14 protein-coding genes and 1 pseudogene are annotated in these 13,467 nt (G+C 38.4%); 12 read left to right on the forward strand and 3 right to left on the reverse strand.

Annotation, left to right across the window (positions count from 1 at the left end; all coding sequences use genetic code 11):
* Positions 1 to 100 precede the first annotated feature (100 nt).
* The 3 genes and pseudogenes from GWI59_RS10705 to GWI59_RS17715 form a co-directional block, all read left to right on the forward strand.
* Positions 101 to 1,594, forward strand: a complete 1,494-nt coding sequence (locus tag GWI59_RS10705) for a DUF637 domain-containing protein (RefSeq protein WP_237612106.1) — start codon at positions 101 to 103, stop codon at positions 1,592 to 1,594.
* Positions 1,591 to 1,905, forward strand: coding sequence for a hypothetical protein (locus GWI59_RS10710; RefSeq protein WP_237612107.1), 315 nt, complete (start codon positions 1,591 to 1,593; stop codon positions 1,903 to 1,905). The genes GWI59_RS10705 and GWI59_RS10710 overlap by 4 nt, the downstream gene beginning before the upstream one ends.
* A 39-nt stretch (positions 1,906 to 1,944) precedes the next feature.
* A pseudogene (locus GWI59_RS17715) lies at positions 1,945 to 2,043 on the forward strand (contact-dependent growth inhibition system immunity protein); the annotation flags it as partial.
* A 153-nt stretch (positions 2,044 to 2,196) separates the two neighbouring features.
* Here the strand turns inward: GWI59_RS17715 and modE are convergent.
* Entirely contained in the window at positions 2,197 to 2,988 is a 792-nt protein-coding gene (modE, locus tag GWI59_RS10715) for a molybdenum-dependent transcriptional regulator (protein ID WP_161724619.1), read from the reverse strand.
* A 158-nt stretch (positions 2,989 to 3,146) separates the two neighbouring features.
* Here modE and GWI59_RS10720 point away from each other — a divergent pair, with 158 nt between their 5' ends.
* The 4 genes from GWI59_RS10720 (at position 3,147) to modC (ending at position 6,189) form a co-directional block, all read left to right on the forward strand.
* The gene (locus tag GWI59_RS10720) at positions 3,147 to 3,290 is read left to right on the forward strand and encodes an AcrZ family multidrug efflux pump-associated protein (RefSeq protein WP_071788544.1); all 144 of its coding nucleotides are present in this window, start codon (positions 3,147 to 3,149) and stop codon (positions 3,288 to 3,290) included.
* 360 nt (positions 3,291 to 3,650) lie between these two features.
* A complete protein-coding gene (gene modA / locus GWI59_RS10725) occupies positions 3,651 to 4,421 on the forward strand; it encodes a molybdate ABC transporter substrate-binding protein (protein WP_072062901.1) in 771 nt (256 codons plus the stop codon).
* 17 nt (positions 4,422 to 4,438) lie between these two features.
* Positions 4,439 to 5,131: a molybdate ABC transporter permease subunit gene (gene modB, locus GWI59_RS10730; protein WP_006537607.1), complete on the forward strand. Its 693-nt coding sequence runs from the start codon at positions 4,439 to 4,441 to the stop codon at positions 5,129 to 5,131.
* The gene (gene modC, locus GWI59_RS10735; protein ID WP_006537606.1) at positions 5,125 to 6,189 is read left to right on the forward strand and encodes a molybdenum ABC transporter ATP-binding protein ModC; all 1,065 of its coding nucleotides are present in this window, start codon (positions 5,125 to 5,127) and stop codon (positions 6,187 to 6,189) included. The genes modB and modC overlap by 7 nt, the downstream gene beginning before the upstream one ends.
* Before the next feature lie 77 nt (positions 6,190 to 6,266).
* On the opposite strand, the gene GWI59_RS10740 is transcribed toward modC, so the two are convergent.
* Entirely contained in the window at positions 6,267 to 7,088 is an 822-nt protein-coding gene (locus GWI59_RS10740) for a pyridoxal phosphatase (RefSeq protein ID WP_006537605.1), read from the reverse strand.
* 149 nt (positions 7,089 to 7,237) lie between these two features.
* Between GWI59_RS10740 and pgl the strand changes: the two genes are divergently transcribed.
* Entirely contained in the window at positions 7,238 to 8,227 is a 990-nt protein-coding gene (gene pgl / locus GWI59_RS10745; RefSeq protein WP_006537604.1) for a 6-phosphogluconolactonase, read from the forward strand.
* Between the two features lie 74 nt (positions 8,228 to 8,301).
* Here pgl and bioA read toward each other — a convergent pair whose 3' ends face one another.
* A complete protein-coding gene (bioA, locus tag GWI59_RS10750) occupies positions 8,302 to 9,576 on the reverse strand; it encodes an adenosylmethionine--8-amino-7-oxononanoate transaminase (RefSeq protein ID WP_161724622.1) in 1,275 nt (424 codons plus the stop codon).
* 103 nt (positions 9,577 to 9,679) lie between these two features.
* Between bioA and bioB the strand changes: the two genes are divergently transcribed.
* Genes bioB through bioD form a run of 4 tightly spaced genes read left to right on the forward strand, consistent with a single transcriptional unit; the run spans position 9,680 to position 13,295 of the window.
* Positions 9,680 to 10,717: a biotin synthase BioB gene (bioB, locus tag GWI59_RS10755; protein ID WP_072062897.1), complete on the forward strand. Its 1,038-nt coding sequence runs from the start codon at positions 9,680 to 9,682 to the stop codon at positions 10,715 to 10,717.
* Positions 10,717 to 11,880, forward strand: a complete 1,164-nt coding sequence (bioF, locus tag GWI59_RS10760; RefSeq protein WP_006537599.1) for an 8-amino-7-oxononanoate synthase — start codon at positions 10,717 to 10,719, stop codon at positions 11,878 to 11,880. Before bioB ends, bioF begins: the two co-directional genes overlap by 1 nt.
* A complete protein-coding gene (gene bioC, locus GWI59_RS10765; RefSeq protein WP_006537598.1) occupies positions 11,855 to 12,619 on the forward strand; it encodes a malonyl-ACP O-methyltransferase BioC in 765 nt (254 codons plus the stop codon). The genes bioF and bioC overlap by 26 nt, the downstream gene beginning before the upstream one ends.
* Positions 12,612 to 13,295: a dethiobiotin synthase gene (bioD, locus tag GWI59_RS10770; RefSeq protein WP_006537597.1), complete on the forward strand. Its 684-nt coding sequence runs from the start codon at positions 12,612 to 12,614 to the stop codon at positions 13,293 to 13,295. Before bioC ends, bioD begins: the two co-directional genes overlap by 8 nt.
* Positions 13,296 to 13,467: the final 172 nt, after the last annotated feature.

A 13,467-nucleotide genomic window follows, 5' to 3' on the forward strand; every position in this document is an offset into this window, starting at 1 on the left:
AAGTGATGGTTTTATTTTTTAATAAAACTAATCATATTAATAATTAATAAAGAATAGCAGTAATAACCTGAGCTTTATATTGCTGTAAAGCTCACAATTGATGCCCCTAAAGGCATATCTGCGGATATTAAAGCCCAAAAAGAATAATCAATGGAATCAAGTTGCACAGCGTGTCGCCTCGCATTCAGTTGTTAGCTCAACACTGGGTACGGCAATTCAAGGCGGTAGTTTTATTGATAATTTTAAAACCGCGTTATTAAGCAATATTGGCAGTCAATTCCATGCAGAAGGTGCCAATCTAATTGGTGATAACGGTGCCGTATTAGGGCATGCGGGAAAGGTGTTAAGTCATGGTGTCGTTGCAGGTATTAGTGCAGAAATTGCAGGAGGCAGTGTTACAGGAGCTGTAGCAGGCGCCTTGGCGGCAGAGATAGCGGCGATATCGCTACAAAGTAAATTATTTGAGCCTAGTTATTTAAATGAAACTGACAGACAAGTTGCATTAATTCAAGAGGCAATGCATGGCAATGAAGGAAAAACACAGCTCACTAAATTAATAGGTGCACTGACAGGCGCTATTGTAACTCGTAAGCCTGAGGGCGTATTTTCTGCGGCTAATTCTGCGGAATTAGTTTATCGGCATAATTACAGTGAGCATATGCTTTCTAACTTAGCTTTAGAAAATAATAAGGATATGATCGCTGCTTCGAAAGGAGATGTTGCTGCAACAGAAAGAGTTGTCAATCGACAAAATGCAGGAATGATTGCAATCGCGCTTGGTTTAGGAGGAAGTGCAAGTTTTATTGCTGGTCATACGGTTATTGCAGCAACACCAGAACTTATTGCTATTGCTCAAGTTGCATTTAATACATGTAAAGCTAACTGGGTTTATTGTGCTAATCAGCTAGGTATTAATATTGCTGGGATATCGGCTCCAGAAGCAGCAATAGCAGGCGTCACTTTTGGCAGCGGTTATAAGGTATTAGCAAGTTCAGAAGAAAGTACTAAAGCTTTCTCTAGCATGTTAGCTAATAGCTCAAAGTCTTTAATGACGTCGGGTAAATTAAATATTACTGCTATAAAACCGATAGTAGAACAAGAAAAATTATTAATAGCAGCAAATAAAAAAGCTATTGAAATAATCAACAACAGGGAAATTATAATATATACAGGAGTAACTACGAATGGATATAAAGTATCTAATGGAGCCAAAACAGTAGTTTCTAAAAATGAATTAGACCATCCTATTGTTCAATCTAGGATTAATATTAAAGTGGGAGATTTTGAATCAGGTTGGTTGCATGTACAAAAACGTCATTTTTCAGGAGCGCAAAATGCTAGCCAATTTACGCTTCCTGAACAGGAAATTAAAGATATATTATTAAGTCCTGCTGTCATTAAGATTCCTATTAATAAAACGAGAGAATCATATAATAAAAACACCAATGGTATTGATATTTTGTATGAAAGAGTGATTCGGCTTGATAAAAATATAGGAATTGATAAATTTAGTAAACAGCCAACTAACATAATTACTATGCTCACAGATAAAAATGGAAATTTAATAACTACTACCACTGGGGAAATAAAATGATGACAAATGAAGCTTTTTTAAAATTTAAGGATTCAGAAAATAAAATTATTATTCCGTACCTTAAAAAAGTATTTCCATCATTGAAATCAGCATATTGTTTATATCATATGATAGAACAATTAGAGGATGTTTATACTTACTTAGTTAATAGCAAGGATGTTATTTTTATTGAAGTGTCGAGGTTAAATGATTCTATTAACCATACGGATATTTTATCAATTAAAGATTATGCTATTATGAAAAAGGGGAAACAATATCATCGTTATATGAAAGAGATTATTGCTTTATCAAATAATGAGATAATTAAATGATAGTTTATAGATGGAATATTAGATTAATAAATTATATATAACAGTGCAATTATTACATTAAAAACCAATTGTAGTGACGAGGCCTTAGGTGCTTCAATAAAAGAAGCATTTACACGTTGTATTAGTCGTAGAGTTTAAATGGGTTCTAAATAAAATCACCTTATGCTAATTATGGGTAAGGTGATTTTTTATTATGTTGAATGATCTATAAAAACCATCACTTAATATTTTTACTAAAACACTAACTAAGTGATGGTTTTATTTTTTAATAAAAAGCAACCATGCTAATAATTAACACAGTGTGGCAATAATGACCTGATCGGCATTAAACAAAGCCGTTACGCTGTCATTAATATGTAAATTTTGCTCTTTAACATGCTGATTAGAACAGGTGGCACACACTTCTTGTCCACCTTCTAATGTCACTACTAATTCACTGTTTTCATTGCCCGTCTCAATTTGAGTTAGTGTACCTGACAAGGCATTGTCATATTGCTGTGTTAAAGATGAGCCTTTTTCAATATTGACCCATGGCGCTTTAATTAAGATCAGTACTTCTTTACCTTTTTTAAGCCCTAGGCGATCTGCACTTTTTTCCGTTAAGGCTGCATGAATGATGGTTTTTTTATCAGACAGTTGAACATTAACATGTTGCTGAACTTGTAAGTTATCACGCTCAATAATGGTACCGAAAAATTGGTTTCTTGCGCTGGTTTGTAATGAGAAACGAGAAATAGCTGCTAACAGGCTATCAAGAGGAAGTGAGTCGTCTTTCAATACATCAAAGGCTTTTTGCTGAATTTGACCTAGCAGATCGTAAAGTTGAAGTAAACGCTCACAATAATGTGTCAGTGTTGCACCGCCACCACCTTTCCCCCCTGTTGCTCTATCAACAAGAAGTTCGTCTGCGAGTTGATTCATTTCATTGATGGCATCCCAAGCACTTTTATAACTAATGCCTGCCATTTTTGCCCCTTGGCTAATAGAACCTGTCGCTTTGATCTGTTTTAATAATGCAATACGACGAGGATCGGCAAAGAGCTTATCTTGAAGTTTAAGTGTTAATAATATTTCTGCTTGCATAATGATAGGCTTCTTCTTTTTTGTGTGTTTATCGCATTTTTTGTGCCGACACAAAGCGATAATTCTCTAGAATATATACAACTATAGCGTTATTATTCGTTATTCGTGAAGAAATGCCAACTCTGGCTTTCCGAATATACCATGATAAAGAGGTTATCATGCTTGAATTATTGAAAAGTTTAGGGTTCGCTCTCTTGATGGTACCTGTTGTAATGGTACTTATTATGGGCATCATTTATGGTTTAGGTGAAGTGTTTAACTTGATTTCACCAAGTCAGCCAAAAGCAGACAAAAAATCATAATTTTCCCTTCCTGATTTAGAATAGCCCTTTATCTTAAAGGGCTATTTTTTTACTCGCCATATTCGTCATACTTCAAGCCACAGCGTTGTTTACTGTGTTCATTCGCACTGTCACATACTTATGTATGCTCCCAGTGACTCATTCACTTGTCGCCTAGCTGTGACTTGAATTATTTAGAGTATCTATTCACTCATTTCATATTGTTGTGTTGTTTATTGCGCTTCTATCTCTATTTTTTGCCTCTATTTTTATGGTTATATTTATTGATATATAACCAGTTTCTAACATCTAATCCTTTCATTTCACGCTATATCTTGATATATACAGCGTGGTTATCCTTAATTTAAGTGGAATTAGAACATGAAAAAATTATCAGGTAAGTTACTTGCTGGTGCGGTTATCTCTTTTGCTTTAGTGAGTCAAAGTTTCGCATCGGAAAAAGTAACGGTATTTGCTGCCGCTTCTCTTACCAATGCTCTTAATGAAATTTCGGCACAATATAAGCAAGAAAAGAAAACTGAAGTGGTTGCATCTTATGCATCTTCTTCAACATTGGCTCGTCAAATTGAGCAAGGTGCACCTGCAAATCTGTTTATTTCAGCAGATCAGCAGTGGATGGATTACGTAATCGATAAAGATTTAATGGTTGCGGATTCACGCCATACACTATTAGGTAATGATTTAGTACTCATTGCCCCTAAAGATAGCAAATTAAATGACGTTGTTATTAATAAGGAAACCAAATGGAAATCCTTACTTAATGGTGGAAAACTTGCTGTTGGCGATCCGGACCATGTGCCTGTTGGTATCTATGCAAAAGAATCATTAGAATATTTAGGTGCATGGGATACAGTAAGCCCAGATATGGCTCGTACTAATAACGTGCGTAGCGGTATGGCGCTGGTTGAACGTGATGAAGCACCATTAGGTATCGTATACGGTTCTGATGCGGTTGCGAGTGATAAAGTGAAAGTGGTCGGCGTATTCCCAGCTGATAGCCACAAACCTGTTGAGTATCCAATGGCAGTTGTAAAAGGTCAGGACAATAAAGCAGTTCGTGATTTTTATGACTATCTGAAAACACCTCAAGCCGCAGAAATCTTTAAGAAATACGGCTTTAGTCCACTGTAGGAATTATACTTTTGGAGATGTTAAGTGAATACGAATGGCAAGCCATCATACTAAGCCTTAAGGTATCGACTGTTGCAGTTATTATTAGTCTACCTTTTGGTATTTTTATGGCTTGGCTTTTAGTTAGGGTACGTTTTCCCGGTAAATCATTGCTTGATAGCATTATCCATTTACCTTTAGTTCTACCTCCTGTTGTAGTCGGTTATCTTTTACTGATCAGTATGGGTAGGCGTGGATTTATTGGTGAATGGTTATATGACTGGTTTGGTTTTAGCTTTACCTTTAGTTGGCGAGGCGCAGCACTTGCATCTGCAGTGGTTGCATTTCCATTGATGGTAAGAGCGATCAGATTAGCATTAGAAGCCGTCGATCAACGAATGGAACAAGCAGCGAGAACTTTAGGTGCTTCACCATTGCGTGTCTTTTTTACCATAACGTTACCTTTGTCTATGCCAGGGATCATCGCAGGCATTGTGTTGGCATTTGCGCGCTCATTGGGAGAATTTGGCGCAACAATCACTTTCGTCTCCAATATTCCAGGGGAAACAAGAACTATCCCTCTGGCAATGTATACTTTGATTGAAACACCCGGTGCGGAAATGGATGCTGCCCGTTTATGTGTCATTGCAATTATTTTGGCGCTCGTCTCTTTAATGGCTTCAGAGTGGCTAACTCGTTGGGGTCGTAAAAGATTGGGGGGCGTATGCTAGAGATGAATTTTAAACAGACGTTAGGATCACTGCGTCTGGAAGTCAATACTGAACTGCCAACAGAAAGTATTACTGCAGTTTTTGGTTTATCTGGCGCGGGTAAAACCTCACTGATTAATGTAATTGGTGGCTTAACCAAACCCGATTCAGGGCGCATCGTATTAAATAATCACACACTGGTTGATACTGAAAAGAAGATTTATCTGCCACCTGAAAAACGTAAAGTGGGTTATGTATTCCAAGATGCTAGACTGTTTCCTCATTATACAGTAAGAGGAAATTTGCTTTATGGTATGTCTCCAACAATGAAAGTGCAGTTTGATCGCATTATTCATTTGTTAGGTATCGAACATTTACTCTCACGTTTCCCGATAACACTATCAGGTGGTGAAAAACAGCGTGTTGCCATAGGGCGAGCATTGTTAACAGCGCCAGATATTATGCTAATGGACGAGCCGTTAGCCTCGCTTGATTTACCGCGTAAACGCGAGTTACTGCCGTATTTAGAAAAGCTCTCACAAGATGTACAAATTCCTATTTTGTATGTGAGCCATAGTCTTGATGAAATTATTCGACTTGCAGATAACGTTATTGTGATGGATGCAGGAAAAATTAAGGCGACAGGTAAGCTGGAAGATGTATGGGCAAGCAGTGCATTACGTCCATGGTTACAAAAAGAGACATTAAGCAGTATCGCCAATGTGATGGTGGTAGAACACCATAGTCATTACGATATGACAGCAACGGCTTTTGGTAACCAAGTGCTGTGGTTACCTCAAATCGAGGCTAAAATTGGTCGTGATGTGCGTGTCCGTATTGATGCTTCTGATGTGTCATTAACCACGAGTCGTCCATCAAATAGCAGTATTCGTAATATTTTGCATATGAAAGTGGTTGAAACCATTAAAAATGATGGTCAAGTCGATGTAAAGCTTGTCAATGATGGTAATTATTTATGGGCAAGGATCACGCCTTGGGCAAAAGATGAATTGAATATTCAAGAAGGGCAATGGCTTTATGCGCAAATTAAGAGTATTTCCCTAAGCCGCCATCTTTGATTCATTCGTTATATGTGCTGATAAAAAAGACCTCATTTTAAATGAGGTCTTTTCCTTTTGGGGAGGTAAAAATAAAACTAAGACAAAATATATTTGTGAATAGTTTCTGCAATACCCGGCTGCGAATTCACTTTGGTGACCATTTTCGCACGTGCTTTCACTTCATCTGAAGCATTACCCATTGCAACACCTAAACCAACATGTTCTAACATGCTAAGATCATTAAAATTATCACCAAAGGCAATAACATCACTCATATTCATCCCATTCGCTTCAACCCAGCGTTGCAAACGACGACCTTTACTGTTGCCTTTTTTAGCGATATCAACTTGATCAACCCAAGACCATTCACACTCTAAGCCGACTTGTTGTTCAATTTTTTCAACTAATGCGTGTAGTTCATCGTGAGCAGGCGTTGTTGTGGCAATTTTCCAAATGGCATTAACATCATGCATTGCTTTATAAAAATCATCGACTTTAACGAGATTGGGGCGCTGTGCAATGGGAAGGGTATCTGCCCAATTAAGAGTGCGTTGTACTGCTGCAGTAAGTTGGTCGTACATCATTGCATCGTCAGCATAAACTAAATGGTGTACATTTGTTTGCTTAACGAGATCTAATACTGCTCTGGTTTCTTGAGTGGTTAATGGATCGGATTCCAGTACTTTTTTACCAATATAGTCATAAAGGTAAGTCCCATTACAGCAAATTGCAGGGGTGTCAAGATCGAGTGCCTGATAGAATGGATGGATAGCAACATGATGACGACCTGTTACAATTAAGACTTTAACGCCTGCTTTTCTTGCAAGATTGAGTGCTTCTAAAGATTCTGGCAGGATACGTTTTTGGTCATCAAGCAGTGTGCCATCAAGATCCAATGCAATAACGCGATATGACATAAATAAGCCCCTTGATAGTATTAAGATGCAATGTTACTGATGGTACACGTTAACTAATAAAAGATAAACTAGCTTAATCGTGACAGGTTATCGTTAGTTACTCTATTATTCTTTATAAATCAATGGGTAATCGATTTTAAGGAGAAGGGATGAAACAGGTAGTCTACGTAGCAAGTCCAGAGAGTCAACAAATCCATGTTTATGCATTAAACGCTGAAGGTGAAATGGATTTATTGCAGGTTGTAGAGATTGCAGGGCAAGTACAACCGATGATTGCAAGTGCAGATGGAAAATACCTTTATGTCGGTATTCGACCTCATTTTAGTGTGGTGACATTTGCGATTGCTGCCGATGGTCAGTTAGAACAAAAGGCTATCACTTCCATTCCAAGTACTCCTGTTCATTTATGCTTAGATAAAACGGGGCGTTTCTTATTTGTACCTTCTTATCATCAAGGTAATTTAGCTGTTTTACCTATTAATGATAAGGGGATCCCTCAATCACCTATCCAAATTATTGAAGGATTAAATAAACCTCACTCATCTAATATTGATTGGAATAATAAACAACTGATTGTGCCTTGTTTAGGTGAAGATCATATTCGTTTATTTAATTTATCAGAAGAAGGGCGTTTAACAGAAGCAGGTACTGAAGAGCTGACAACAGCACAAAATGCAGGGCCTCGTCATATGGCATTCCATCCTAATGGTAATGTGTTTTATTGCCTTAATGAATTAGATGCGACAATCAATGTTTATCGTCGCATGGGGGATTTATACCGTTTAATGCAAACGGTTGATATTGTTCCTGAAACATTTAACAGTACTCGTTGGGCATCAGATATTCATATCACGCCTGATGGGCGTTTTCTTTATGCTAGCGAACGCTCTGAAAGCTTTATTTGTGCGATGGCAATCTCTGAGGCTGGCGATTATCTACAACCTGTAGGTTATTATCCAACACAAACACAGCCTCGTGGTTTTAATCTTGATAATACAGGTAATTACTTGATTTCTTGTGGTCAAAAATCAGATTTTGCATCTGTTTCTCGTATTGATAAACATACGGGTGCCTTAACAGAATTAGCGTGTTATCCAGTAGGTAAAGGCGCAATGTGGGTTACTGTTGTGACGAAATAACTATCACAGTATAAAAGTTACTGAAAACCTCTAGCAAAACATTACCTTACTAGAGGTTTATTTGAATGAAAGATTTATGAGAGATTAACCACTTTCTCAATAGCTTGAGTGAGTTTAGTCAGGCTTGCTGGTGGCATAATAAATGGTGGCATAATATAAATCAGCTTACCAAAAGGTCTGATCCAAACCCCTTCTTCTACAAAGATTTTTTGTAATTTTGCCATATTAACGGGCTCGTTCATTTCGACCACACCAATCGCACCTAACACTCGCACATCTTTGACACTTTTTACCTGTTTTAATGGCAGGAGCTCTTTTTTAAGTTGGGCTTCAAGTCGTGCAACTTGATTTACCCAATCGCCTTTTTCTATTAGAGACAAACTGGCATCAGCAACAGCACAAGCTAAAGGATTTCCCATATAAGTAGGGCCATGCATAAAGCATCCTGCATCACCTTGGCTGATGGTTTCGGCAATATGACGTGTAGTTAAGGTAGCAGATAAGGTCATATAACCGCCCGTTAAGGCTTTACCTACACACATAATATCAGGAGAAATTCCAGCGTGCTCACAAGCAAAAAGCTTACCTGTTCGGCCAAAACCCGTGGCAATTTCATCTGCAATTAATAACACATCAAATTCAGTACACAATGCTCTTGCGTGTTTCAAATATTCAGGATGATAAATTCGCATTCCACCCGCGCCTTGAACAATGGGTTCAAGCATAACGGCGGCAATTTCTTGATGATGTTGCTCTAGTGTTGAGTGTAATGAGTGGATATCAGTGGGATCCCATTCTTCATAAAAGCCTGTTTTGGGTGCATCCACAAAGAGATGATTAGGCAAGTAACCTTTGTACAGACTGTGCATGGAGTTATCTGGATCACACACTGACATCGCGCCAAAAGTATCACCATGATAGCCCTGCTTTAGCGCCACAATACGTTGACGTTTTTCACCTTTAGCCTGCCAAAATTGCAAGGCCATTTTCAGTGCGACTTCAACAGCAACTGAACCTGAGTCTGCTAAGAATATACATTCAAGAGGCTCTGGTGTTATCGCCAATAATTTACGACAAAGTGATACTGCTGGGGGATGAGTAATGCCACCAAACATCACATGAGACATATTGCTTAGCTGTGTTGTAACGGCATTATTAAGTTCTGGGTGATTATATCCATGAATTGCAGCCCACCATGAAGACATTCCATCAATTAGTTTTCTACCATCAGCCAAGACTAATTCAACGCCTTTTGCACTGACGATAGGGTAAGCAGGTAACGGATTACTCATCGAGGTGTATGGATGCCAAATGTGGCGTAAATCGAAAGCGATATCTTCAGGTGTCATTCTATTTTTCACTTAATCATGTAAACCAATGGTGATCAATTTTAGTTGACATGATAACCCTATTATTTAAACTGGCAATCACTTTTAAACAGGAGATTGTATTGTGAGCACATTAAAACGCTGGACATTAAAAGAAGCCAGAGCACTGTTTGATATGCCATTTTTAGATTTGGTTTTTCAAGCACAACAAGTGCATCGTCAACATTTTGACCCTTCACAGATCCAAGTCAGTACATTGCTTTCTATCAAAACAGGAGCTTGTCCTGAAGATTGTAAATATTGTGCTCAAAGTGCGCGCTATAAAACCGGATTAGAAAAAGAGCGTTTAATGGAAGTGCAGCAAGTGATTGAATCAGCAAAAAAAGCGAAAGCAGCGGGTTCAACGCGTTTTTGTATGGGAGCAGCTTGGAAAAACCCGCATGAACGTGACATGCCTTATCTTGAACAGATGGTGAAAGAAGTCAAAGCATTAGGCATGGAAACCTGTATGACTTTGGGGAAGTTAGATGATTCACAAGCTAACCGATTAGCAGATGCAGGGCTGGATTTTTATAACCACAACCTTGATACCTCACCTGAATTTTACGGCAGTATTGTGACAACACGGACCTATCAAGATCGCTTAGATACGCTTGATAAAGTGCGCAATGCGGGTATTAAAGTGTGTTCTGGCGGAATTTTAGGGTTAGGCGAGGAAGTTAAAGATCGCGCTGCAATGTTGGTGCAATTAGCCAATTTGCCACAACCGCCAGAAAGTGTGCCGATTAATATGTTAGCCAAAATTAAAGGTACGCCATTAGCTGATAATGAAGATGTCGATCCCTTTGATTTTATTCGTACTATCGCCGTTGCTCGTATCATGATGCCTCGCTCTTATGTACGCCTTTCTGCCGGTCGTGAGCAAATGAGTGAACAAACACAAGCATTCTGCTTTATGGCTGGAGCGAACTCTATTTTTTATGGTTGCAAATTGTTAACAACAACCAATCCAACTGAAGATAAAGATCACCAATTATTCCGTAAATTAGGCTTAAATCCTGAACGATTAGCAGTATCTATGGGTGACAATCAGCAAGAAGAAGCTTTGATGCAAGCGGTTGCCAATAAAGACACTGAACAATTTTATAATGCGGCACTGTAATGAGTTGGCAAACCTATTTAGATGAACAACTTAATGGGCGTAGAAATACGCCATTATGGCGAAAACGCAACGTGATCAAACAGGTGAAGGGGCGTTTTTTGATCACAATATCAGGTGAAAAGTACCTTAATTTTTCAGGTAATGATTATTTAGGTATCAGCCAACATGCGGACGTCATTAAAGCATGGCAACAAGGTGCTGATGAGTATGGTGTAGGTAGCGGTGGATCAGGGCATATCACTGGATTTACACAAGCTCATGCACAGTTAGAACAGCATCTTGCAGATTGGCTAGGTTACGATAATGCATTGTTATTTTCATCCGGTTATAGTGCTAACCAAGGTGTTATTTCGGCATTACTTGAAAAAGACGATGCTATTATTGCGGATAAACTTTGCCATGCCTCGTTAATGGAAGCCGCTGTATTATCACCCGCTATACTATGGCGTTTTTTACACAATTCTTCTGATTCTTTATTTCAACGACTTAATAAAACGTCGGCTAGTAAAACCTTGGTGGTTACAGAAGGGGTATTTAGCATGGATGGAGATCAAGCCCCATTAACAGAAATAGCAACAATAAGCCGACAACATGATGCATGGTTAATGGTCGATGACGCACACGGTATTGGTGTTTTAGGTAAAGAAGGTCGAGGTAGTTGTGATGAAGCGGGTATCAAACCTGAGCTATTAGTGGTGACTTTTGGTAAGGCTTTTGGTGTCAGTGGGGCGGCAGTGCTTTGTAACAAGTCAACAGCGGAATTTTTTGAACAATACGCACGCCATCTTATTTACAGTACATCAATGCCACCTGCACAGGCAGTTGCGTTACATTCAGCACTCAATATGATTAAACAAGCTGATGGTGAGCGAGCATACCTTCAACAATTAATTGATACCTTTCGCCAAGGTGTTGTTTCGCTTCCTATTAAATTATTGCCTTCACAAACGGCTATTCAGCCATTAATTATCGGTGATGAGCAATTATGCCAAACACTTTCAGATTATCTGCAATCTAAAGGTCTATGGGTAAAGGCAATTTTTCCTCCTACTGTACCGCCTCAAAGTGCACGCTTACGAATAACGTTAACCACTCGCCATCATCTTTCAGATATTAAGCTGTTAATCGAGACGCTTCATGCATTCTTTAGTCAAAACAGATAAACAACGTATAGCCCAAACATTTGGTAAAGCTGCGGTTCATTACGATAATCACGCCAATATTCAGCGCTATAGCGGTAATAAATTAATGGATTTAGCGCGTTATGATAGTGGCAAAATTGTCTTAGATGCAGGATGCGGAACAGGATATTTCAGCCAAAAATGGAAACAACAAGGCAAGTTTGTTATTGCACTTGATCTGTCACACACCATGCTACAAGTGGCAAAACAACAACAGCGGGCTGATGGTTACTTACAAAGTGATATCGAGCATTGTGCAATTACGCCACAAAGTGTGGATATCGTGTTTAGTAATTTAGCGATGCAATGGTGTGATGATTTATCTGTTGCGATTAACTCACTCATGAAAGCAGTAAATAAAAAAGGTGCACTTTATTTCTCAACACTCACTACGTTGACACTGCAAGAAGTCAGAGAGGCTTGGCTATCTCTTGATCAACATCCGCATGTTAATCCTTTTTTATCGCTTCACGATATTAAGAAAGCGTGTTGTGGCTTTCATTGCCAATTTTCTACTGAAACGGTTACAGAACATTATGATTCATTACATGCGTTGTTTGCTTCTTTAAAGGGCGTTGGCGCCAATTTTGTGCAAGGAGATCGACAAAAAGGGTTGATGACACGACAAAAATTTCGTGCGCTAGAAAATGTATGGAAAACAGAATCAGGTAAATATTTACTCACTTATCAAATTGTTATAGGAAAAATATCATATGGCTAAGACATGGTTTTTAACAGGTACAGATACAGAAGTGGGTAAAACTGTAGTTAGTAGTGCACTATTGCAATGTGCGGGGCATCAAGGGTATCAAACCGTAGGCTATAAGCCTGTTGCTTCGGGAAGTGAGTGGCTAAATGAAGGTTTACGTAATTCAGATGCACTGACACTGCAAAAATTCAGTACAGTAAAGTTAGATTATCACCGTATTAATCCTTACTGTTTTGAAACGCCAACATCGCCACATATTGTTAGCCAAGAAATAAAACAGCCTATTGATTTTAATGTGATGTCAGAAGGGTTGTCTTATTTAAAGCAACAAGCTGATTGGGTTTTAGTCGAAGGCGCTGGTGGTTGGTTTACCCCACTGTCAGAAAACTATTTTTTCTCTGATTGGGTTATCAATGAAAAGCTACCTGTTATTTTGACTGTGGGTGTTAAATTGGGTTGCATTAATCATGCGTTATTAACGCAACAAGCAATTATTCAGTCTGGTTTAACATTGGCTGGCTGGGTTGCAAATGAAGTTGAACCTGCGGGGCGATATCAAAAAGAATATCTGGCAACATTAAAACAGCATATTAACGCACCATTTTTAGGCAAAATACCCTACTTAAACGAAGTAAAAGAGCATAATTTTACTTCTTATCTCGATCTTTCCTGTTTAAAACTAAGTTGATAGGCGGTTATTAAGTAAATTATAAAAGTCTATTTTTTATACTAATAAAAAAATAAAAAAAATAAATTCAGTCAATTTTTAGGGATATTTTAAGGTAGAAAAAAAGACGTAACCTACCGAGAGATAACAACTTTGTACAGTTATCCACTATTCCTGTGGATAACCTTGTGTA

The sequence above is a fragment of the Proteus sp. G2673 genome (assembly GCF_009915125.1).
GTDB lineage: Bacteria > Pseudomonadota > Gammaproteobacteria > Enterobacterales > Enterobacteriaceae > Proteus > Proteus penneri.